The sequence below is a fragment of the Tepidibacter hydrothermalis genome, from assembly GCF_029542625.1.
Classification (GTDB): domain Bacteria; phylum Bacillota; class Clostridia; order Peptostreptococcales; family Peptostreptococcaceae; genus Tepidibacter_A; species Tepidibacter_A hydrothermalis.
The window spans coordinates 986,960-1,011,886 of record NZ_CP120733.1; the positions used below are offsets into that span (position 1 = coordinate 986,960).

The following is a 24,927-nucleotide window of genomic DNA, read 5'->3' on the forward strand; positions in this document are numbered from 1 at the left end:
AATTAGACTCAAAGAGGAGCTTTTTTATGGAAGATATAATTTTAAAGAAAAATGAAGAATTAAAAAAATCTAGAGTTCGTACCTTTAATAAAAGAAAAATATTAAAAAAGTCTACGCCTTATACATACATACTTCCGATAGGGATATTATTATTAAGTTTTTATGTAATTCCAATAATAATGTCTATTTATTTTAGCTTTACAAAATACAATATAATGACACCTGCAAAATTCGTTGGATTTAAAAACTATTTAAATCTTGCTCAGGATAAGATGTTTATGGCATCACTTAAAAACACAATCATATACACAGTAGGTGTTGTACCACTTCAAACTTCAATAGCTTTATTAATGGCTGTATGGATAACTAAAAGAGAGAAAAGTAGACTAAATGAATTAGTTAAAGGAGCCATGTTTGTACCTGTAATATCTTCTATGATACTTATTGGAATTATATGGAGAATATTTTTGAATGGAGAATTGTCACCACTTAATATGATTTTTACTTATGTAGGATTAAATACTCCTAATTGGATAGGGGATACAAAACTTGCATTACCTACACTTATGGGGATATCAATATGGAAAAATGTAGGATACTTTATGGTTATATACATATCAGCTCTTATGGATATTCCAAAGAGTTATTATGAATCAGCCAGAGTTGATGGAGCTAATAAACTTCATGAATTCTTTTATATAACTGTACCACTTTTAAAACCTACTACTATAATGGTTGTTTTTCTAGGTTGTATATGGTCGCTTCAAACATTTGATCTCGTATATACATTAACAGGTGGAGGACCTGGGGTATCTACTATGACTATGGTACTTCATATATATAATTTAGTTTTTAAACAATTTAGAGCTGGATATGCAATGGCTGTTGCAAATGTACTATTCCTTTTAATAGCCATTATATCAATATTTCAAAGAAAATTACTTCAAAGGGATAAATCTATTTACTAAAAAGGAGGGACTATATGAAAAGCATAAAAAGAATAATTGGAAATATAATCTTACTTATGATTGCAAGTTGTATGATAGTTCCTTTTGTATATATGGTAATAACATCTTTTAAGATTACATATACAGCGTACAATTTCGATTTTTCTTTATCAGATATAACTTTACAAAACTACATAACTATAATTAGAGATACTAATTTTGTGCATTATTTTTTGAACAGTTTATTTATAGCTATATCAGGTGTCGTATTAAATGTACTATTTAGTAGTTTAGCTGGATTTGCTTTTGCCAAAAAGGAGTTTCCTGGGAATGAAAAATTATTTTTCTTTATGATTATGACACTTATAATACCTTCTCAAGTAACAATGATTCCTCTTTATATAATAATGAGACAATTAGGATGGATTAATAGCTATTTTGCGCTTATACTTCCAATACCAACTGCTTTTGGAGTGTTTTTAATGAGACAAGCAATACTTAATATACCTAATGATTTAATAGATTCAGCTAGAATAGATGGTTGTTCTGACATTAGGATATTTTTTCAAATAGTAGTTCCTTTAATAAAACCTGCAATAATAACACTTACTATATTTACATTTATAGGTGCATGGAATGAATTTTTATGGCCGCTAATCGTTACAACTAATGATTCTGTTAGAACATTGACAGTTGGCCTTTCAAGCTTAAATGCTCAATATACTGTTAATTATGGGTTAGTTATGGCTGGATCTACATTAACCTTTTTACCATCTTTTATAATTTATTTGATTTTGCAAAAACGATTCGTAGAAGGAGTTACTCTTTCTGGAATAAAAGGATAAGGGAGTGATTAATTTGAATTTTGACATGAAACTATATGATTCATCTACAAAGCATATAAGAGGACAAGAAGAAAACTTAATAGAAATGAATCGAGAAATTGATATTTTAAGACAAGAAGAATTCGGATTTCAAATTCTAATAAATTCAGATAAAGAGTACTTTTGTCAGTTAGGAAAAACCAATGATATTCATTGGAAAGGGTTAGGAGATAAAATTCGTTTAGAATTAGATATAGATGAGAATTTAAGAGAATATTTTAAAATAAAATTTTTAGGATATGTAAAAGATGATATGAGAAATTTAGTAGCAGATCCTATACTAGATAAAAAGTCTTTGTATATACAAGAAGATTATCAGATGATTTGGGTAGAAGGTGAAATTCCTGAAAATTATAATAAAGAAACTATAAAAGTAAAAATTAAAGCTTTTTACTCTAAGGAATACGATAGAGAAAAATTAGTAGCAGAAAAAGAGTTAGAAATTAAAGTAATAGATTATACATTAAAACCAATAAAAGAAGGAGAATTTTTTCTGGATTTATGGCAGCATCTGTGCAATTGGGCAAGAGTGTATGATGTAGAATATTTTTCAGATGAACATTTTGAGATAATAGATAACTATATAAAAGACTTGAGTAATCTAGGGCAAAGAGTTATAGACCTTGTAGTTACAGATTATTCATGGGCTGGTCAAAGATGCTTTGAAGTCGATGAAAACTTTTCGAATTTATTTGAGATGAACATTGTAAAGGTATTTAAGAATAGGGAAGGTAAAATACAATGTGATTTTTCTTCATTAGATAGATACATAGAGACATGTTTTAAACATGGAATAAAACAAGAGATTAACTTATTTGGACTAATAGGAAATTGGGATGCTTTTTTATTTGGGAATCCTGTAAAAGAACATAAAGATGCTTTAAGAGTTATATATTATGATGAAAACGATGGGTGTTTTGATTATATAAAAAATAAGGAAGAATTAAAAGATTACTTATCATTAATTTTTAATCATCTTGTAGATATGAAATTATGGGATAAGGTAAAAGTGATGAGTGATGAACCTGATAATGCTCAAATATTTAAAGAATGCTCTGATTTTATGCAATCAGCTATACCAGAATATGAAATAAAATATAAATGTGCAATACATAACCAGGAGTTTTTTGATAAACATGGAGATAATATAGAATCACTATCACTTAGTACATGTGAAATTGTAAATAATATAGACACTATAAAAGAACTAAAAAAAGAAGTAGATAAAAGAGGCGGAGTTTTAACTTGGTATTCATGCTGTTTTCCAGAAAAACTGAATATATTCTTAAAATCACCTTTAATAGAAAGTAGACTTAAAGGATGGTTTACTTATTATTTTGAGGTTGATGGATTTTTAAGATGGGCATATGGGATATGGCCTGGAAATGTTTTTGAAGATGTAAGTTATAAATATCCTAGATGGACTGCGGGAGACATGTTCTTTGTATATCCAGGGAAAAATTTAAAGCCTATGCATAGTGTAAGATATAAGAATTTTTTATTTGGAATACAAGATTTTGATATATTTAGAGAAATAGAGAAAAAAGGAATATTGAAAGATGAAATTTTAAATCAAATACAGAATCTTTTAGGAAGTAAAGAAGATATGAGAGCTTTGCCTGAAAGAAAAGTAAAAATGGATTATTCACTAGATTATAACAAATATAATGAATTGAGAAATAAACTTGTAGAAAAATATTTAGTTTAAAGGGTGATAAAATTGTTAAAGCCTGATAGTGCAAAAATAGAAGAATTTGAAGATGTTATAAAGCTTATAAATAAAGTTTTTAGAGTATCTAGGGGATATAATCCTACTATGCAACAGGAATTTCCGCTACTTCTCAATAAAGATAATATAAACAATATGATTGTTATAAAAGAAAATGGGAAAATAGTATCAGATGTGAATTACTTAATTCAAGATGTACTTATACAAGGCATAAACATAAAAGTTGCATCAATAGGTGCTGTTTGTACTGACCCTGAGCACGAGGGAAAAAGATATTCATCAAAAATCTTAGATAAAGTAGAAGAAAAGATGCACGATGATGGTGTCGATATAGTTTTAATATCAGGAGATAGAAGCTTATATACAAGAAGAATGTGTAGCAAGGTTAAGAATTTCTATAAATATACTTTAATGCCTAAAGATATCTCATTAAATATAGACATAGAAGAATATGATGAAAAATATAAAAAAGAAATGATACAAATTTACAATCAAAACTCTACTAGATATTTTAGAACAAGAGAACAGTTTGAGATATTATTAAAATCTGCTACAGTTCCTTGGGGTAACTATACATACAAAAAATTGGTAATAAGAAAAGATGATAAGTTAATTGGATATATGATTATAAGAATAATAGATAACGAAGAAAAAAAGCTAGGACAAATTATAGAATTAAATTTACCATGTAATTATGTACATGATACTATTTCTTATCTTGCATATAAATATGATTTAAATTATTTAGATTATTGGGTACATGTAAAAGATTATAAAAATCATATAGAAAAATACGACGAAGTCTGTATTGACTACTTACATGGAACTATAAAGATTATAAATTATGAAAAAATGTGTAAAAGCTTATATAACTATTTTATTCAATATGCAGATAAGAAGGTTTTGGATAACATTGAGTTTAAAGAATTAAGTGGAAAATATCTAATTAAATATAAAGATGAAGAGCTCTTGATAGAAGATGTAGAATGTCTAAATAAATTATTTTTCGAAGGGAAAATTAGAGAAGATTTAAGTAAAAAGCCTAATATTGAAAAATTTATAAAAAATGTATTCCCGATAAATTTTGTATGGCCAGCTAATCTTAACTATCAATAATAAGGGGGATATTGTGTGAATGATGTATTAGAAAAAATATCAGATTGTATAGTAAATATGGAAGAATCAAGTATTGAAAATTTAATTGAAAAAGCTTTAAACTGTGATGATATAAATATAGATGATATTTATTCTAAGGGATTAAATTCGGGAATGAATAAAGCTATAGAACTATTTGAAAACAAAGAGTATTATATACCAGAGGTTATAGTTTGTGCAGATACTCTAAATAAAGGCCTTGAAGTATTAAGAGCTTATGGAAAAATAAATAAAAAAAGTAAGGGAAAAGTAGTTTTTGCTGTAGTTAAAGGTGATACCCATGAAATAGGTAAAAATATTGTGAAAATTATGCTTGAAGCTGCTGGGTATGAAGTTATAGATCTTGGAGTAAACATAGATAATAAAGATATAATAGATTCAGCTATAAAGGAAGAGGCTCAAGTTATAGCAGTTTCTTCTATGATGACGACTACTATGACTGAAATGAAAATACTAATAGAACAGTTAAATAGTATTAATATTAAAAATAAGCCATATGTAATTATTGGTGGAGGTTGTATAACCAAAAACTATGCTGTAGAAATAGGTGCTGATGGATATTCTGAAAATGCTCCAAAAGCAGTAAAGCTTGTAGCACGTTTGATTGAGGAGGGAAAAGATGACTTTATTAGAGTATATAAATAGTGAGGATAGAGGATTTTTTCTTCCTGATATGGCTACTAATGGATTGTTTTTAACTAATTATAAAGCTTATGATATTTATGAAAATCCAAATAATCAACTAGAAATGGCCAAGGTTATGGATGAAACATTTGAGTCGGATTTTATATATTCATTTTGTGATGGGATAATTTTTTGTGAAACATTGGGACTTGATATATTAAAGTCTGATTATGACTTTCCAAGTGTATTGAATCATCCAATAACAGATATAGAAATATTAAGTAAATGTGAGGTTCCAGACCCTTATAAAACTGGTAGAATGCCTGTTAATATTGAAAGTCTGACATTAATAGCAAATAATATAAAAAAACCATTGTACGTTTCTATACAAGGACCATTTACACTAGCTATACAGCTTGCAGGAGCTACTCATCTTTTGAGAAGTATAATAACGGATCCTGAATTTGTAGAAAAACTATTAGAGTTTACTACAGAAACTGTGAGAAGGTATAGTGTGGCGGTCAATAAAGCAGGCGCTAAACTTATATCTATATCAGAACCAGCAGCTGTTACATTAAATCCAGAAAGATTTGATAAATATGTTGTACCTAATGTAGAGAAAATATATAAAGAATTAACTTGTTGGAAGAGTATGCACATATGTGGAGATACATCTTATATATTAGATAATATGTTGAGTTGTAGTATAGATGCTATAAGTTTGGATCAAATCATGAATTATGAAGATGTAAAACATAGAATACCCGATGATATTGTGCTGATAGGAAATCTTGATCCTATAGAACTTTTAGGAAGAGGAAAACCAGAGGATATAAGAAAAGAAACTATAAAATTGATGAAGATTATGAGGGAGAATAACAATTATTTATGTGCTTTTGGCTGTAATTGCTTAAATGATACACCAGTAGAAAATCTACAAAGTGCAATTAAAACAGGCAGAATGGCTTATAAAGAATTAGATAGTATTCATTTATAGTTAGGAGATATACAATGGAAAGCATTTATAAAGTTTATATAGATAAAAATAAGGTATTGAAATTCCTAGGTTACTCTAAGAGAAAACCTTCAGAAATTATACTCAGAAAAATTGATGAAGAATGTGATATAGCAGATAAATTTATAAAACCACAGGTGTCATTAAAGCAGTTTGAAATAAATCATGATAACAATCAAATTACTATTGCAGATAAATATGTTCTTAAAGGAAAATATGCTTTTGATAGGTTAAAAGACTGTAAAAATATTTATATAGCACTGTATACAATAGGAACAGATATAGAGGAAAGAATAAAATACTATACTAATAATAATGAAATGATAAGAGGTATGGTATTAGATAAAATAGGTATAGTTGCACTAGATTATATAAATGATAAAATTAAATATAATATTTTAAATCAAATACCGGGATTAAAAATATCTTCAGAAATATACCCAGGGGAAAGTGACTTTGATGTATCAAACCAAAAAATTATATTCGATTTATTGAAAAATGAAAATAGTAATATCAGAATAAATGAACATTATCAATTATTCCCTATAAAAACTGTAGGAGTTATATTTGGAGTAGGATTAAAGGATAATAATATAGGTCGATGTGATAATTGTAAAAATAAATGTTATTAAAAACGGCATTAGATAGTATCTAGTGCTGTTTTTAATATATCATTTAGTTTAATTGTTTTAAATTTTTATGCTTAATTTCTGCAACAATCCATATTGTAATAGGTAAAATAACTTGAAATAAAAAAGAATAATAAGGCCATACCTTGAAAGCCCAATCAACCATTTCAAAAAGACTATTATATATAAGATGAGATAAATTAAGCATTAATAAAGCCATTGGAGTTACTATAAATTTATAGTTGTTAAAACCAAATAATTTAGCAACTCCATTACAAGAACTTAACAAGCATATACTTATCTTAACAAACCCTCCAGTTAAAAAAGATATAGATACAATTATTTCAATTCTTTGTATAAAATCACCAATAGTTGCTCTGGACACAGCATGTTGCCCAGGAAAAAATAAAGTACTATATGAATGTTCTCCTAAAATTAAAATGTCAGCTAATGAAGTTATAAACACTATAATTCCTCCAATTATTAATCCGAATATATAAACTCTATATGGTGATTGACTATTTTTTAATGATGAAAAAACTAAACAGAATAAAATTGTCTCAGCAAAAGGAAATGAAAATACTCCAAAAGCTCCTTGAATGACTGGTTTTATTCCGTTATCTAATATAGGGAAAATATTATTTATATCAATATTAGGAATTAGTAATAATCCACCTGTAATTACTAAAAGTATAATTACCAGTATAAAAAAGTAGGACCATCTTCCTAGAAGTTCGATTCCATCTTTTATACCCCAAACACATAAAGAAATAATGAATATCATAGGTACAATCATTGGGGTTTGAGATAATGAAACGTTGACAATAAATTCTCCAAAATTCCTTAAAACCAATGAACCTAAATGAAAGGCAATCCAAATATATAATATACTGATAAATTTACCAATGAACTTACCAAAAACTATTTCAAGAATATTAAATAAATCTTTTTTGGGAAAAAGAGAAAGAAGTCTAGCGTAAATCATTAATATTGGAAATGCAAATAAAATTGATAATAAAATAGCCAACCATGAGTCCTTTTCTGCTTCGGCTCCAACACCTAGTACAAAAGTACTTCCTGTTATGAATAATGTTATAAGGCATATACCTTGCTTATCTGAAATAAGTTCTTTATTCATTATTTGTACTCCTAACATTCAAAAGTCATTTAATAGTTTAACCTAAATAGATTAATTTAATTCTAATAAAAGACATCTCAAAGTGTATGAAAAGTACAACTAAATAAACACCCTACTATCACGCCCAAAGGTAACGCTAGTAAGGTGTTGAACTACTATCACGCCCAAAAGGTAACGCTAGTAGGGTGTTAACTTATTTTATTTTGCGAGCATAATATTTATTTGGTTACTATCAAGAATATCAATTAATGATTTATCAGGGAGTTTATCAGTAACAATTATATCGATTTGAGATAAATCAGTAACTTTGAAAAATCCTTTTTTACCAAACTTTGAACTATCAACTAATACAATGACTTGGTCAGCTTGTTCAATCATTTTTCTCATTATGAAGCCCTCTTCTTCAAAAGCAACCATTACTCCTTCTTCTGTAAGACCACAGATACCTATGAAGACTTTATCTACATAATAATTTGAAAGCATTGAGATGACTGATGGTCCATATAAAAAACGCTGTTCTTGATTCAATTTACCTCCTAACAAATGAATATTAACTTCTGGTTTGTTGGAAAGTATATAAGCCTGATTAATAGAATTTGTAATAACAGTACAATCATTTACTTGTAAAAATTCTGAACATGCTTGAACTGTAGTGGATGTATCCATAATGATTCTATCACCATTTTTAATCAGTGATGCTGCCAATTTGCCAATGGCTTTTTTTTCTTTAGAATCATTAGAAATACGGTCTTTATAACTTTTAATTTCTTTTATTATAGTTGGCAATAAAGCGCCTCCACGAGTTCGAAGAATGCTACCTCTTTCTTCTAATTTTACTAAATCTCTTCTTGCTGTATCTCTTGAAGTATTACATAGATTACAAATTTCCTCTACATTAATTCGTTTATGTTCATGTAAATAATTAAGAATTAGTTGGAGTCTTTCTTCTTGATACACATTCTTCACCTCTGTTTTAATTATAAAATAATTATAAGTTATATTAAGTAAAACGTCAAGTTTAATTAAGTAAAAATAAGTGAATGTAATTTAAAAAAAGAGAATTGTCATATTATAAATTCAGACAGTTGATTTATTGGTTGTATAGAGTTTAATAAGTATTATTTAAAATTTTATAAACAATGAAATAGTTATACGATTCTAAATAAATGATATAACTCCGTGAATAGACTAACTTATCAAGTGGGAAACTATACAAAAACAAAGAGGAAGGTGATGATATGTCACAATATATGAGTGAAAAAGAAAACAGATTAGCCAAAGAAAAGTCACCATATTTGTTACAGCACAAAAACAATCCAGTTGATTGGTATCCATGGGGAGAAGAAGCTTTTAAGAAAGCAAAAGAAGAAGACAAACCTATATTTTTATCTATTGGATATTCCACTTGTCATTGATGACATATACGTAAATAACAGTAAACAATGAGTATTTAATAAACAATGAGCTTAATATAAAAGCATCGCTAACATATTTAATAGTGTTAGCGGTGCTTTTATATTATACAAACACATCCATCAAGAAAGTAATAATAAATGTAATGATATGAAAATTTACTTTCTAGAATAGCCTTATAAATATATGTAAGGAATGTTTATTTGCTTGTTAAAAGAACGTACGTTTTATATAATGGTCATATAAATTATTAAGTGATTATATATAATACTTGGTAGAGCGTAAGTATTTTTATATGCTTTTGAAAAAATAACTAAATGCGAAATAGTGTAAAATTATAAGATATTATGTTAAAATTATAAGGTTAAGGATAATGTATATTATTTTAAATAATATTGTTGGCAAATTTGAAGCAAGGAGAATTAGAATGATATTTTATTATTGTGATAAATGTCAAAAAATACACGATAGAACGGATTATGTAGAATATAAAAATGGAAAATATTCATGTAAAGCTTGTAAAGAGAATAATAGAATTCACAATATAACTCTTAAATCAAAGTTATATTGGTGTAATGATTGTAATATACCCATCCATGATCAAATATGTGGCTTATGTGGCAAAAAAGGTAAATATATAACGACAGATTTAAGACCAGTATTTCCAGAAGAAAGACTACTTTTAGAAGTGTTACAAGGAGAACCTTTTAAGTATAAAGATAGTTCTGTGTGGAATGGTGCAGGAAATAGATATATAGTTGATGGAAAAAAATTGAAAATAACTATAAAAGATTTAATGAAAAATGATTCTAATAAAGTTAGACAACAAATAGAAGAAAATACAAATAAGAATTCATATGATAAATTTAATGAATACATTAAAAAGTTTGTACAAGCTAATAAAGGTAGATTTAACTCTATAGTAAGCATGTCAACAGATGAAATAAATAAAGATATTAAAGGGTATGGTTTTGATCAAATGTTTGTTTCTTTTAGTGGAGGTAAAGACTCAACCGTTGTTAGTGATTTGGTTACAAAGGCATTAAGTAAGCCTAGAATTATTCATATATTTGGAGACACTACATTAGAGTTTCCTCTGACTTTGGAATATGTTACAAGATTTAGAAAAAATAATAGAAAAACTCCTATGTTAGTTGCTAAAAATAAAGAAAAAAATTTCTATGATTTATGTGATGTAATAGGAGCTCCTAGCAGAGTTATGAGATGGTGTTGTGGTATTTTTAAAACAGGACCCATAAATAGTAAAATAAGTTCGGCTTTTAAAAATAAAAAAAGGATATTAACATTTTATGGAATAAGGAGAAGTGAATCTGTAAAAAGAAGTAACTATGAAAGAGAAAGTGAAAGTCCTAAAATTACTAAGCAGAAAGTAGTATCTCCTATTATATATTGGTTCGATTTTGATATTTGGCTTTATATACTATCGACGGGCATAGATTTTAATGATGCATATAGATTAGGATATTCACGTGTTGGATGCTGGTGCTGTCCTAATAATAGTGATTGGGCAACGTATTTATCAAGGATATATATGTTACAACAGTATAATGACTGGAGAAATTTATTAATAAACTTTGCAAAAAAAATAGGAAAGCCTGATGCAGAAGTTTACGTTGATGAAGGAAAATGGAAGGCTAGACAAGGTGGAAATGGAATTTCGTTTAGTAAAAATTCCATTATTTCATTTAAGCCTTGTGCAAATGAAAATGATGCTTTTAGTTATGAGTTAAGAAAAGAAATAACAGAGGAATTATATCAGTTATTTAAACCTTTTGGATATATTAATAAAGAAATAGGAAATAAGAGATTAGGTGAAGTTTACGTTGTTGATAAAAATAATAATCCGATAATGAGGCTTCAAGGAAGGATAAATAGTAAGACACTGAAAGTAACTATATTAAAACTTCCCATACACAAGGCTAAAAGCTTAACGGATGCTAAGAAAAAAATAGATGCACAAATTACAAAATATCAAATGTGTATGGGGTGTTTAGGCTGTGAAAGTGTATGTAGGTTTGATGCAATATCTGTTGTTAAATCTGCAAGTGAAAAAGAAGCTCAAAATAAAAAGATAAAAGAAAAATATGAGATAGATGATAATAAGTGTGTTAGATGTGGAGAATGTGTTCAGCATTTTGACGGTGGTTGTTATATAAGAAAAGTACTAGCTATAAAGAGAGGAGGTTAGCTTTGTGAGCAATATAACTAAAATAAAAATTAAAGGTCACGAAAGTTTCTATATAAGAGAAGGCTGGCTTAGTAAAGGTATGAAAAGTATTAATGAAGATTCAAGTTTATTTTCGAATAAATTTGCTACGGATACTTTAGGGGTAGGAAGTAATATGGTGAAGTCTATAAGATATTGGCTTCAAGTATGTGGATTAACAGAAGAAATAAGCGGTTATAAAGGAAAAAGAGAGCAGTTTTTAACTGATAGTTTAGGTAGAATAATATTTGAAAAAGATCCATACTTTGAAGATATATTTTCATTATGGTTAGTTCATTATAAATTGGCTTCAAATAGAGAATTAAGTACAACATGGTATTTGTTCTATAATGATTTTAAAGTTGAAGAATTTACTAAAGAAGATTTATTAGATGGAATGAAGTTAGCATTAGATAGAATAGATGCTAATTTAATTTATTCTGAAAAATCACTGCAAGATGATTGTAGTTGTTTAATAAAAACTTATTGTTTAGATGATAGTACAGAAAAAAATCCAGAAGATAATCTTATTTGTCCTTTAACAGATATTGTATTAATAAAAAGAAAAAAGACTTTTGATAAAAGAGAGTATTATGTAAAATGTACACCTAGTATTGATAAATTAGATAAGTTAGTCATACTATACGTTATATTAGATAATATAAAAGATAATAAAACTACTATTGATAGTTTATTAAATAATAATTGTAATGTTGGTAAGATTTTTAATCTAAATAGAAATATATTAAATGAATATTTAGATATATTAAAAAATGATGGATATATAGAAATAAATAGAACGGCAGGATTAGATACAATATATGTTAAAGATATTACTAAGGAAGAAGTTTTAAATAGGTATTACGAGCAACTTTAAGGAGGAATATTTAGTGAAATATACTAAATTTATACAGGCTAATGAAGGATTTCAATATGCTATTAATTTACAGTACGATATAAGCAATTTATCTAAAGTAAAATCATATATACCAACTAAACAGTCTGTAGATATATTAAAAAAATATTTACTTAATATATATTATGATAAAAATGATAGATCAACTATATTAGTAGGACCTTATGGTAAAGGTAAAAGCCATTTGCTTTTAATACTATTATCTTTATTATCATTTAATATACAAAATACAGAAGAATTAGGAGTAATAAATGAACTAATAGAAAAAATTAAAAGAATTGATGAACAAGCTGCTAATATATGCGAAGAACTTGTTAAACGTGAAAATAAATTTCTTCCAGTAATAATAAATAGTAATTATGTAGATTTAAATCAAGCATTTTTGATAGCTTTAAAAAATGCATTAAAAACTTTTGGGATAGATGATATATTTCCAAATACTTACTTTGATTCAATAAAGAAAATTATCGATGTATGGAGTACAGATTATAAAGATGCAATAAATATATTTGAGCAAGAATTAGAAAACTATAATTTGAACATTGATAAATTTATTAATAAATTAAATTCTTTTGACCAACAAGCTTATGAAATATTTACAAAAATATATCCTAAAATTAGTTCAGGTGCAGAATTTAATCCATTGATTAACGCAGATATAGTTAAGTTATACTCAGATATCAATTATATAATAACTGAGAAGTATGGATTCAAAGGTATATTTGTTGTATTTGATGAGTTTAGTAAGTTTTTAGAAGCTGGTGTTACAAAAAATGTATCTAAAGATATAAAGATACTTCAGGATTTCGCTGAGCTTGCAAACAGAAGCAGCAATTCACAGCTTTATATTACTTGTATAACTCATAAAGCTATTAATGAATATATTGCACGTCTTCCAAAATCAAGTATAGATGCATGGAGAGCCATAGAAGGAAGATTTAATGAAATATATTTTACATCATCATCACAACAAAATTATGAACTAATATCAAACACAATAATTAAGGATGATGAAAAATTTAATAAATTTATTAAGCAAAATATAGAAAAATTTAAAAATAAGTTAGATAAATCTTTTAGAATTTTTCAAGATATATTTAGTTATAAAGAATATGAAAATATAATAGGGTTAGGATGTTACCCATTAAATCCATTAACATCATATATTTTACCAAAAGTAAGTGAAAAAGTAGCACAAAATGAGAGAACATTATTTACTTTCTTATCAAAAAATGAATTAGGAAGTTTAGTAAATTTTATAAATAAAAATGAAGGATCACTTAAATTTTTAGGTATAGATTCAATTTATGATTATTTTCAAATATTATTTAGAAAAGAAGTTTTTAACCAAAATATATATAATGGATGGTTAAAAGCTAATAATACTATGCAGAAAGTTTCTAGCGAAGTTGAAAAAAATATAGTAAAGGCAATAGCTATAATCTATATTATAAATGAATTAGATAAATTAGCTCCTATAGATGAAATTATTAAGTTAGCCTTAGATATAAGTGATGAAGAATACAAAAATGCTATAGAATCTTTATTAAATAAAAATATATTAAGTAAAAAGAAAAGTAATTTATTTTATAGATTTACATCTAGTAGGGAATCAAATGTTAAAGAAGAAATTACCAAAATAAAAAATATAAAAATAAAAAAAATTAATTATGCAATTCAATTATCTGATTTAATTAATTTAGGGTATACACTTCCCAGAAGATATAACGATGAATATTCAATGGTTAGATTCTTTAAGAAAATATTTATAACAACAGAACAATTCTTGGCGTATGATGAGGCAAAATTACTAATTAATGAGTATAAATCTGATGGATTGATTTTAAACCTGATTTATTTAAATCAAGAAGAAAAACAACAGGCGATAGAAAAAATAAAAGAATTAAATAATGATAGAATACTTTTATGTATACCAAATAGTCCTTTTGATAAAGAAGAAGAATTAAAAGAATATACTGCAGTACAGTACTTAAAAGAAGATAAACAATTTTTATTAGAAGATGAATATGCTTTACAAGAGTTACAAATATATGAAGAAGATTTAGTTGACTGTTTAAATAACTATGTCAAAAATGGTTTTAACATAGAATATGAAAATTGTTATTATTATACGATTAATGGAATCGATAAAACTATTAAGAAATTAAGTCATTTAAACAGAAGAATATCAGAAATATGTGAAGAAATATTTGATAAAACTCCAAAAATAAATAATGAACTTATAAATAAAAATAATATATCCTCTCCAATAAATAAGGCTAGAAATAAAATAATTGACTATATATTGAGTGGAATGGATGGAAATTCAGACTACGCATTAAAAGGAAATGGTCCAGAAGTTACAATCTATAGAATTGCTGTAAAAAATAAAGGACTAGAAAATTCATTAATATCAAATGATGCAAACTTAAATTATGCATTAAATACAATAAAAGAATTTATATTAGCAGCAGAAGAAAATAGGATAAGTTTTTCAAAGCTATATGAGATGCTTCAAGATGAAGAGTATGGTTTTGGAATAAGAAAAGGCGTAATTCCAATATATCTAGCTTTAGTTATAAAAGAGTTTAAAGAAGATATTGTAATATATTTTGGTGATAAAAAAAGTAAAGAAATATCATTAACATCACAATCCTTAACTAATATTAATGAATCTTTTGAAAATCACTATTTATTGCTAGAAAAAGGTTCAAATGAAAAAGAGGATTATATAAATTCTTTCGAAAATTTATTTAAAGAATATATGCCTAACAAAAAAATTATGTCAAATAGATACGTAGATATAATAAATGCAATGCAGGTTTGGTTCAATTCATTATCAAAATATACTAGAGTATATTTTGAGGATATAATAAATAATAATGAGGTATCTAAAGACATAATAGAATTAAGAAAAGAACTATGTAAATTTGATATAAATCCTAGAGAATTTTTATTTGACAGGATTAAAAACAAAATATTAAGAAAAACAACTTTAAAAAAATGTTTTGCAAGAATGTTAGAAATTAAAAATAAATTAGATAATCATATATTTAATGTTAAAAATCATTTAATATTAGAAACTAGGGAAGTATTTAATAAAGAATATCAAGGGAGCTTAGGGCAAGCATTAAAAAATTGGTATGATGATTTAAAAGAAACAAATAAAAAATACTCGTATAATATTGAGGCTAATAATATATTAGAATTTATACAAAATTTAAATACTAACAATGAAATAGATATAGTAAGTAAGATGGCGTATATAGTTACAGGTTTAAATATAGAAGACTGGAAAGATGAAACTTATTTGAAGTATAAAGAAGAAATACAAAAAATATATAAAGATGTATCTGAGGATAAAGAAGAAATACAAAAAGTATATGATGAAGTATATGAGTGTGAAGACGAAATTGCAATGACAAGTGTAGAGTTATATAAGGTAGTTAAAGTTCAAAATGGAAAACTAGCAAAAGAAAAGAACTTTAAGGGAAAAGATATTTCTCCAATAGGAGAAACATTATTAAATCAAATGGAAGAACTATTTGAAGAATACGGTGAATCAATAGAGGTAAATGAAAAAAGAAATATACTAATGCAAATATTACAAAAGTACATGTAAGATTTTCTTACATGTACTTTCTATAATGAGGTGATTAAGTGTTAGATAACATTGTTTATTTAGATAATGCAGCAACTACTTTTCCAAAACCTGAAAGAGTATATGAACAAATGGATAAAGTAGGTAGAGCATATGGAGTAAATGCAGGTAGAAGTTCCTATAAGTTAGCTAAAATGGCAAACAAACTTATAGATGAAACAAAAAGTGAGTTAGGCAGTTTAGTTAATACAAATGAAAATGATATAGTTTTTTCACCATCAGCAACTATTGCTTTTAATCAAATTTTACAAGGGCTAGATTTTAAAACCATAAATAACGTGTATGTTACTCCTTTTGAACATAATGCTGTTATGAGAACATTAAATTTTTTACAAAAAAAATATAAGTTTGATATAATAATTATCCCATTTGATAATAAAACATTTGAATTAGATAAAAGCAAACTTAAAATAAAGTTTGCAAATAATAATCCTGATATAATAATTATGTCACATGTAAGTAATGTAACAGGATATATCTTACCTATAGAAGAAATTATACAAGTTGCAAGTAAATATCAACCAATAGTTATCTTGGATGCAGCACAATCTCTTGGATTGATATCTATAGATTTATCAAAGTTAGATGTAGACTTTTTGGTATTTGCAGGACATAAAACACTATATGGTCCTTTTGGAATAGCAGGTTTTATTAATAACTATAAAAAGGGTAATTTAAATGAATATATATTAGGTGGAACAGGTTCTGATTCTCTAAATTTAAATATGCCTGAAGAGGGACCTCTAAGATATGAAGCAGGAAGTCAAAATATAAATGCTGTAGCTGGGTTAAATGCATCCTTAAAATGGATTAAGGAAACAGGTGTTGAAAATATATTTAGAAAAAAGAAGATTTTAACAGAAAAGATAATAAGTAAATTACAAAAATTATATGATATAAATTTATATATACCAAATAATTTAGACAGGCATATTGGAATAGTATCTTTTTGTTTAGGAGATTATAATTCAAATGAATTAGGTCAAATTTTAGATGAAGAATTTAATATATCAGTAAGAAGTGGTTATCATTGTTCTCCATTTATGCAAGAGTTTCTACAAACTCAACATAACTCAGGAACAGTAAGAATTAGTTTAGGCTATTTTAATAGTGAAGAAGATATTGATAAGTTAATAGAATCTTTAGAAGAATTAGAGTAATAGATTATTAAAAAGAAACATGCATTCTTTATTTTACAGAATGCATGTTTTTTTATATATAGAAATAAGATAAGATTTAAAATACTGAATAAAAAGAATAATTAAGAGATTTAAGAAGTTCTTTTAATAAAAAGAATTATCTTTTAATATTGGAAAATCTAGTGATTTGGGATATTTAGTAAATTAGGATTATAATTACTATATAGAGTGTTTTGTTAAATTCTTATTAAAAAATAAGGTATTTATAATGAGTAACATGTATTTTTTAATAGGGATGATAGTCATGAAATTATTAGAAATTAAATATTTAGTAATACTATATTACAAAAAATAGTGATAATGAAATGATAATAAGTCTTTTATGTATGTAATGTATATAAAAGACTTATTATTAAATTTTAAGCGTTTAAACATTTCGAATTTAAATTAATGAATTTCTTTAAATTCAAGGTGATGTAATATATAATATAATTGGATAAAATTGAATAATATGGAGGATGTTATGAAGTTTGTAAGTGATGTCAAAGATGAATTAGAAATACAATTGCCAAAATTAAAAACTAGTTTAAAAATAATAACAGGATTTGTAACTAAAGAAGCGTTTGATTTTGTAAATGAAATTATTGAAGATATAAATATTGAAAAATGGATATTATTTAAATTAAATTTATTAGATTTTCAAAAAGGTTCTAGCAGTTTTGATTTCAAAAAAGCGATTGAAACAGGGTGGAAGGTATATGTTGATAATTCGGTACATGCAAAAAATTATATATTTGATGAAAATAAATATTTACAAGGTAGTGCTAATTTAACTTCTAAAGGCATTGGACTACATATAGAAAATAGTGATGAAAATTGTACATTATTAAAATATAACAATGATACAAGAATATGGGTCGAAAATAAATTTAATGATTCTCTTGAAATAAATGAAAATAATATGGAACAAGTACAACGTTATATTGATGAAGTAATTAATATAGAGGATAAAGATATACTGTTTAAAAAACAAAAAAGTCTAGAGAAAAGAATTAATAAAGAACACTATAACTTTGAAATAGATGAGAATTACAAGAAATTTAATAATATATATTTGCTAGATAGAATAGAAGTGTTTAAAGAAGTTTTACAAAATAATAATATTACATTAGAAATAACATATGAAAATTTAATAAATATATATAAATTTAAACCAAATAGTAGTTTAGTTAAAGAATATATAATTGATTTAGACAAAATAGTTAAATATGATAAATTTAATGTAAATAATAAAATGTATTCATATACACCAAAAATCTACAAATATAAAAACAAATATTTTTTAGAAAATGTTGATTATTATTGTAAAAATAAAATTAACTCTAAAGAACTAAAAATTATTAATGAATCTTTAAAATATTTATATAAAAAAGGCATTTGTGTAAATTTTGATGAAGATAAGATGTATTTTAGAAGATACAAAGAGGTTCCTTATTATAAAAACTTTTATTCTTTAGAAAATATTCAAAAGGAATTATTAGAACAATATTATATTGGCAAACTACAAAAGCTTACGGAAGTAAATGTACATAATAAAATTAAAAGTTTTAGGTTGGAGGAATAAAAAAATGAGTAAAATGTACTTGATTGCAGATATAAATATTGAAAATGAAAATATAAAAGATAGTCTTAAGAAATATTTAACAAAAGATACTAAGTATCTATTTTTAACAGCTACAGGTTCGTTAAAAGATCTAAGAAAATACAAAAGTGAAAATTCTAAAAAAGATTTAAAGAATATGCTAGGTATAAAAGAATATGATAAATTATTATTTGATAAAAGAATAAAAGAGTCCAGAAAAGATGGAAATATAATTTTAAATGAATTTAATTTATTTACTATAACGGAATTTAAAAAAGCAATTTCTCAAGGGATATATCAAAATAAAGATATAGAATTTATATCAGTTCCTGATCAGAAATACATTTTATCTGTTTTAATAGATAAAATGTTTGAATATGATCAAGTGAAATTACAAGCATTTAAAGGTATGAGACATGAGATTTTTGAATTATATGATTTCTTACAATTTTATGAAAAACAAATTAGCTATGATACTATTAAAAAAATCAATAAAAATTATACAAGTTTTGAAGCTGAAATTTTTAGATTATATAAAGAATATTATGAATTAATTAATATTGTTGTACATAAAGCGAATATTGGTAAATTTGAAGAACTTGATAGTTGGATTAAAGATTTGTTTAAAGAATCTGCATTTAAGGAAAATATAGAGATATACCAGAATGTTTTAAAAAAGGAAATTGAAAACTATATTAAAAATGTAGACAAAGTTATATTTGATGGGTTCTTATTTTTCAATGATTTACAGAAATTTATTATTAAAATTGCTGTGAATCTAGGAAAAGATGTAATTTTTATTGCGAAATATAATATATTTGAAGAAACTTCATCATTTTTGTTTAAAGAAAATTATAATAAAATTGCAGAAGAATTTAATTGTATTCTCAATATTCCAGAATTTAAATTTGATGAAATTTATGATAGAGAAGATGATACATTTTTAAAAAGTTTACAATGTAATTATCCTAAAATAGTAACGGATAAAAGGATAATTAAAATAAATCAAAAAATAAAAGATGATCCAACAGTAAATATATTAAAGCCATTTCCAAGTAGAGATGAAGAGTTAGAATATGTAGCAAAAGATATTGGTAAATATATAAAAGATAATTATAAAGATGGTATAGGTGATTATAAAGATACTATAAGGAATATATTAAACAAAATATCAATAGTTATTGCTGTTGATAAGGAAAAATATGAAGAAAGATTAGATTTAGTTTTTAATGAATATGGAGTATTTATAGTTAATAAACAAAAACTAGATAAGTTAGATGATATTCAAATTGAAAATATAGATGTAGAAACTTTAAAAAACAAAATATATTATTCAAAAAGAAATTTTTTAAGTGAAGAAATATTCTTTAATAATGGGCAAGCATTGACAATAGAAGAAAAATATAAACTTTTTAAAGCTTTTGATTCAATAAAAACTAGTAATACTTCTAAATCACTAGCTTCATATCCAATAGGTGAATTCATTTTTCAAGTATATAAAATAATTTCTGAAGGGATATCTATTGATGTATTTAAAAAGATACTTTATTCAAACTGGAAATTTGTTTTAGGAAAAGAAAGTATTGAGTGGAATAAATATATTTCAGATTTCAAAAATATACAATCTTATTTTGAAGATTTAAATGAAATAACACAATGGATTAAAGAGATAGAGGATATAATAGCTTTAAAATCAAATATATCAAATAATAAATTTTATAAACATCATCCATTTAATCATATAACTTATGAAAGTTTATACTTTATTGAAAAGACATTAAAGGATATTGAAAAAGTAAAAAAGGAACTGGAAAATATAAAAGGAAGCATAACTGAACATATTGATGGGTTAAAGAAAAATTTTGATTTAATGCAATTAAATTATACTGATAAAGAATTTGAAAAGAAGATAGTTAATAAGATTGACAATGCTCTTGATCAAGTTGGGAAAAATACAACGGTTGATAATATGGATGTAGTAGATTTTTCATATGGTTTAAAAGGTATGATCAAAGAGTGGGAAAAAGACCAAGAAGAGATAAAAAATATACTTCAGTTAAATGTGGTAAATCTTGAAAATATGAAGAGTTTTGATAGATCTTATTTTATTATGTTAGAATCAGATAAATATCCAAGACCGTATAGTAATACATTTCCTTTTAATGATGCAATTTTAGAAATCTTAGAAGATGAAAAATATAATATTAATCAAAAACCTCCACATAAACACAGTATAGATTACCATTTAGATCTTGAAAAATATTTATTCAAAAATGTTTTAGATTTTACAAAGAATAAATTAGTCATTAGTCATTCAGAAAAAGAATGTTCTAATAAAAAACATTATTCAATTTTCATTGAAGATATAGCATCAATGTGTAATCTATCAGTTAAAGATATTTTAAGAGATTCAGATAAATTTGATGAAAATGAAATAGATTTTGAATTGAAGTTAAAAGAAGAATTAAAGTTAAAAGAAAAAGGTAGATATTCATTATCTGGATTAGGTCAATATTTACTATGTCCTATATATTATTTTCATGAAAATTATGAGGATCAACAAGGTGGAATTACTTATGTCAACAGATTTCAATTGAGATTTTATGCAGAAGCTATATTATATAATGTACTGTTTGATGAATTTATTAAATATAACGAGGCTAATAACAATGTATATTCTAGTCATGAGGATGAATATTATTTTATTTTAGATTTTATATTAAATAAACGTGCTAATGACGTATTTAAATATTTTAGTTTTTTAAATGATTTTGAGAAAAAAGATACAAAAAATAAAGTATTTAGAAAAGCAATTAACTTTATTAATCAAAATGCAGTTAAACAAGGATTTAACAATTTTAGAGTAATTACACCTCAATCGAAGGATAATGATAAATTTATTTTTAATAATGATATATTGGTCGAGGAAATTATTAATAAAAGTGGAGTTAAGCCAACAAAACTGAGATATCAAAATAATAAATATTTAGATTTTCCTGTACTTAAGACGAATATTTATTCAGAGGTACCAAGGGATACTAATGTATTAATTGAAGAACTTGAATCTGAAGATAATATAGATAGAATTAATTATATTTCATCATTAATACATAGATTTAATGTGAAATTTAGAAGTAATTATATATATGCTAAGCAAGTACGTGATAAAATTAAGAAATGCAACTTTTTCGAAATAAAACCTCAAAATAGTAGATTTTGTTCATATTGTAGAATAAATGAAATTTGTAAAGGACATATGCTTCTAAGTAAGGAGGATGATCATGAACTTTAATGAAATATATAAGCAAATAGTGATAGATAGAAAACCAACTCCTATTCAAAAATCTGTCATAGAGGATATGAAATTTCCAAAATATTTGAAAGCTGGAGCAGGCTCAGGAAAAACAGAAGTGTTAGCTAGAAAGATAATAAATATATTAAAAGAAGATGATGAAGTAGATCTTCAGAAATTTGCTATAATAACTTTTACAAATAAAGCAACAGATGAGATGAAAGAAAGGATAGGAAAGTTTTTATATTACCATTTTTTAAAACATTATTATGTTAGAAAAGACCCTGAATTAATTAGAGATGAAAATTTTATGAGAAAACAAGTAGAACTATATAATATGATTGATATTTCAACTATTCATGGATTTTGTGAAAAAATAATTAGAGACTATGGAATGCTTGATAATATTTCACCAAATTTTGAAATAGCATCTATAAAAAATGATCAAAATAAAATCATTATAGAAGTTATGAATAAATACTATAATAACGATGTTTTATCAAATATTCCAGAGTATGTATTGAAAAATTTACTAGAGATTTTCTTAGCAGATAACGAAAATAAAGGATTTATTATAGACGAGTTTATTAAAAAAAATACTGATATTAACACAATAAATAATGATTATTGGAACAATTTTAAAAAGATTTTCTTTGAAATCTATGATGAAGTTTATGGTAAAATTGAAAAAATTAAATTAGAAAAAAATATATTAACTTCAAATGATTTAGTAAAACGAGCAGCAAAACTAATTGAAAATTCTTATGTTATTAATAAACTTTCTGATAAGTACAAATATATATTTTTAGATGAGTTTCAAGATACGAACAATAACCAATTTGAAATTATTGATAATCTTATGAAAAAAGGTGTAAAGGTATTTTTAGTAGGGGATGATAAACAATCTATTTATGCGTTTAGAGGTTCTGATATTGAAAATTCACGAAAAATGGCAAGTGTAGTAGAAAAACTAAATCATGATGAACAAATAACAATGACTGAAAATTTTAGAACTGATTATGAATTATTAAAAATAATTAATGAAATATTTGAACACAAATTTAATGCTCAAAATGAAGAGTTAGAGTTTGACACAGAGAACTTAACAAAAATAGAAAAATTACAGGGGAATGACTTATCTGATGATCCATTTAACATTATTCATGATAGAGAATTAGTTGATGTGATTAAGCATTTACATGATAATGTTAAGATAAAAGATAAAAAAAATACGTTACTTAGGAATGTTCAATATGGAGATATAGCTGTTCTTTGTAGAAGTAACTTTGATTTAGATAATTATGCACAATTGTTAAAAGAAAAGGATATACCTGTAGAGGTATTTGGGGGGAAAGGATTTTACAAGTCTAAAGAAATTATTGATACATTTAAACTATTTAATAGTGTAATTAATCAAGCTAAAGTCTATCAAACTGAATTGAAATTTACTGACTATTATAAATCAATAGTAACATCAAAAGACGAAATTAATTTTTATTTGTTCATAGACGAATTGTCACTTGTATTTAGAAAGGAATCTATTGAAGGAATACTTGATTTTATATATGCAAAGTCTAATATAATTGAATATTATAGATTTCATCAGAAATATCAATCAATAGCAAATTTACATAAATTGAAAGATATCGCAAGAGAAATAGCTTCGGAAGATTTTCTTCAGCCAATTGAATTTATGGAATTTCTTAATAATATGATAATGTCAGGAAAAGAAGAAGATGAAGCAGAAGTTGCAAATGAAGATAAATCTAAAGGGGTTGTTTCGTTATATTCAATACATAAATCAAAAGGGCTTGAATTTCCTGTAGTAATTATTCCTAAGATGGAAAAAAATCTTGTAAGAAAAAGCTTGGAACCTAAAATTATTTTTAAAGAAATCAAAGAAAAAGATGATAAAAAATATGGAATTGCTTTTAAGGATAATAGGTTGAGGGATATTAATATAAAGGATGAAGATTATGAAGAACTATTAGAAGATAATACAAAAGAAATGCTAGAAGAAGAAATAAGAATTTTTTATGTAGCTACAACCAGAGCTGAACATAAGCTAATACTATTAACAGAAGATTCAAGTGAGGTTGATAAAAAAAATACTGTATCTTGGGGGAAATGGATACGTGAAATTGATAATGGAAATTTTGAAAGGAAGTATTTATACAGTTTTTCAATATAATTTTTAAGATTTTATTAAATTATATAAGTAATGAAATTATATTGAATGATGAATAGAGTAAAGTATAAAATATGTTTTAAATAATAATTAATTATACAGCAAAAGAGAAAAAATATGTTTATTTAATTATTATAGACAATATAAATTTACATATTTATATGCCATTAATACTTTACATGAATAGAAGGTATTAACTATCGATCAAAGATATAAAATGAGAAATAGAAAAACTTATTTATATATTTTAGCAGCATAAAGTTTACAGAACCTGTAAGTAATATAAGTATAACTTAACAAGTGAAGTAGCAGAAATTAAATAAACAGA

General features: G+C 25.0%; 17 protein-coding genes. 15 read left to right on the forward strand and 2 right to left on the reverse strand.

The genetic code is table 11. The features are described 5' to 3' along the window. The first annotated feature begins 26 nt into the window (after positions 1 to 26). From P4S50_RS04265 to P4S50_RS04295, 7 genes are read left to right on the forward strand one after another with little or no spacing between them, the layout of a single operon-like run. The gene (locus P4S50_RS04265) at positions 27 to 968 is read left to right on the forward strand and encodes a carbohydrate ABC transporter permease (RefSeq protein ID WP_277733321.1); all 942 of its coding nucleotides are present in this window, start codon (positions 27 to 29) and stop codon (positions 966 to 968) included. Between the two features lie 14 nt (positions 969 to 982). Further along, the gene (locus P4S50_RS04270) at positions 983 to 1,792 is read left to right on the forward strand and encodes a carbohydrate ABC transporter permease (protein ID WP_277733322.1); all 810 of its coding nucleotides are present in this window, start codon (positions 983 to 985) and stop codon (positions 1,790 to 1,792) included. Positions 1,793 to 1,805: 13 nt separating this feature from the next. Beyond that, a complete protein-coding gene (locus P4S50_RS04275; protein WP_277733323.1) occupies positions 1,806 to 3,539 on the forward strand; it encodes a DUF4091 domain-containing protein in 1,734 nt (577 codons plus the stop codon). 12 nt (positions 3,540 to 3,551) lie between these two features. Continuing rightward, positions 3,552 to 4,676: a GNAT family N-acetyltransferase gene (locus P4S50_RS04280; protein ID WP_277733324.1), complete on the forward strand. Its 1,125-nt coding sequence runs from the start codon at positions 3,552 to 3,554 to the stop codon at positions 4,674 to 4,676. A 15-nt stretch (positions 4,677 to 4,691) separates the two neighbouring features. Further along, positions 4,692 to 5,360 (forward strand): cobalamin B12-binding domain-containing protein, encoded by a 669-nt coding sequence (locus P4S50_RS04285; RefSeq protein WP_277733325.1) that lies wholly within the window; start codon positions 4,692 to 4,694, stop codon positions 5,358 to 5,360. Then, complete coding sequence (locus tag P4S50_RS04290; RefSeq protein WP_277733326.1) at positions 5,335 to 6,336, forward strand: uroporphyrinogen decarboxylase family protein; 1,002 nt, start codon at positions 5,335 to 5,337, stop codon at positions 6,334 to 6,336. Before P4S50_RS04285 ends, P4S50_RS04290 begins: the two co-directional genes overlap by 26 nt. A 14-nt stretch (positions 6,337 to 6,350) precedes the next feature. After that, on the forward strand, positions 6,351 to 6,986 hold the full coding sequence (locus tag P4S50_RS04295; protein ID WP_277733327.1) for a hypothetical protein: 636 nt from the start codon (positions 6,351 to 6,353) through the stop codon (positions 6,984 to 6,986). Between the two features lie 43 nt (positions 6,987 to 7,029). On the opposite strand, the gene P4S50_RS04300 is transcribed toward P4S50_RS04295, so the two are convergent. Together P4S50_RS04300 and P4S50_RS04305 are read right to left on the reverse strand one after the other, a co-directional pair. Next, entirely contained in the window at positions 7,030 to 8,121 is a 1,092-nt protein-coding gene (locus P4S50_RS04300) for a GerAB/ArcD/ProY family transporter (RefSeq protein WP_277733328.1), read from the reverse strand. A gap of 198 nt (positions 8,122 to 8,319) precedes the next feature. Then, the gene (locus tag P4S50_RS04305; RefSeq protein ID WP_277733329.1) at positions 8,320 to 9,078 is read right to left on the reverse strand and encodes a DeoR/GlpR family DNA-binding transcription regulator; all 759 of its coding nucleotides are present in this window, start codon (positions 9,076 to 9,078) and stop codon (positions 8,320 to 8,322) included. Positions 9,079 to 9,359: 281 nt separating this feature from the next. On the opposite strand from P4S50_RS04305, the gene P4S50_RS04310 reads away from it, so the two are divergent. From P4S50_RS04310 to P4S50_RS04345, 8 genes are all read left to right on the forward strand, one after another. Continuing rightward, complete coding sequence (locus tag P4S50_RS04310) at positions 9,360 to 9,536, forward strand: DUF255 domain-containing protein (RefSeq protein ID WP_331489696.1); 177 nt, start codon at positions 9,360 to 9,362, stop codon at positions 9,534 to 9,536. 425 nt (positions 9,537 to 9,961) lie between these two features. Further along, positions 9,962 to 11,743, forward strand: a complete 1,782-nt coding sequence (locus P4S50_RS04315) for a phosphoadenosine phosphosulfate reductase domain-containing protein (protein ID WP_277733330.1) — start codon at positions 9,962 to 9,964, stop codon at positions 11,741 to 11,743. A gap of 4 nt (positions 11,744 to 11,747) precedes the next feature. Continuing rightward, positions 11,748 to 12,638, forward strand: a complete 891-nt coding sequence (locus tag P4S50_RS04320) for a DUF4007 family protein (RefSeq protein WP_277733331.1) — start codon at positions 11,748 to 11,750, stop codon at positions 12,636 to 12,638. Positions 12,639 to 12,651: 13 nt separating this feature from the next. Beyond that, complete coding sequence (locus tag P4S50_RS04325) at positions 12,652 to 16,299, forward strand: hypothetical protein (protein ID WP_277733332.1); 3,648 nt, start codon at positions 12,652 to 12,654, stop codon at positions 16,297 to 16,299. A 38-nt stretch (positions 16,300 to 16,337) separates the two neighbouring features. Continuing rightward, the gene (locus P4S50_RS04330) at positions 16,338 to 17,498 is read left to right on the forward strand and encodes an aminotransferase class V-fold PLP-dependent enzyme (RefSeq protein WP_277733333.1); all 1,161 of its coding nucleotides are present in this window, start codon (positions 16,338 to 16,340) and stop codon (positions 17,496 to 17,498) included. A 502-nt stretch (positions 17,499 to 18,000) separates the two neighbouring features. Next, on the forward strand, positions 18,001 to 19,101 hold the full coding sequence (locus P4S50_RS04335) for a phospholipase D-like domain-containing protein (RefSeq protein ID WP_277733334.1): 1,101 nt from the start codon (positions 18,001 to 18,003) through the stop codon (positions 19,099 to 19,101). A 4-nt stretch (positions 19,102 to 19,105) separates the two neighbouring features. After that, entirely contained in the window at positions 19,106 to 22,411 is a 3,306-nt protein-coding gene (locus P4S50_RS04340; protein ID WP_277733335.1) for a hypothetical protein, read from the forward strand. Continuing rightward, complete coding sequence (locus P4S50_RS04345; RefSeq protein WP_277733336.1) at positions 22,401 to 24,602, forward strand: UvrD-helicase domain-containing protein; 2,202 nt, start codon at positions 22,401 to 22,403, stop codon at positions 24,600 to 24,602. The genes P4S50_RS04340 and P4S50_RS04345 overlap by 11 nt, the downstream gene beginning before the upstream one ends. The last annotated feature ends 325 nt before the right edge of the window (positions 24,603 to 24,927 follow it).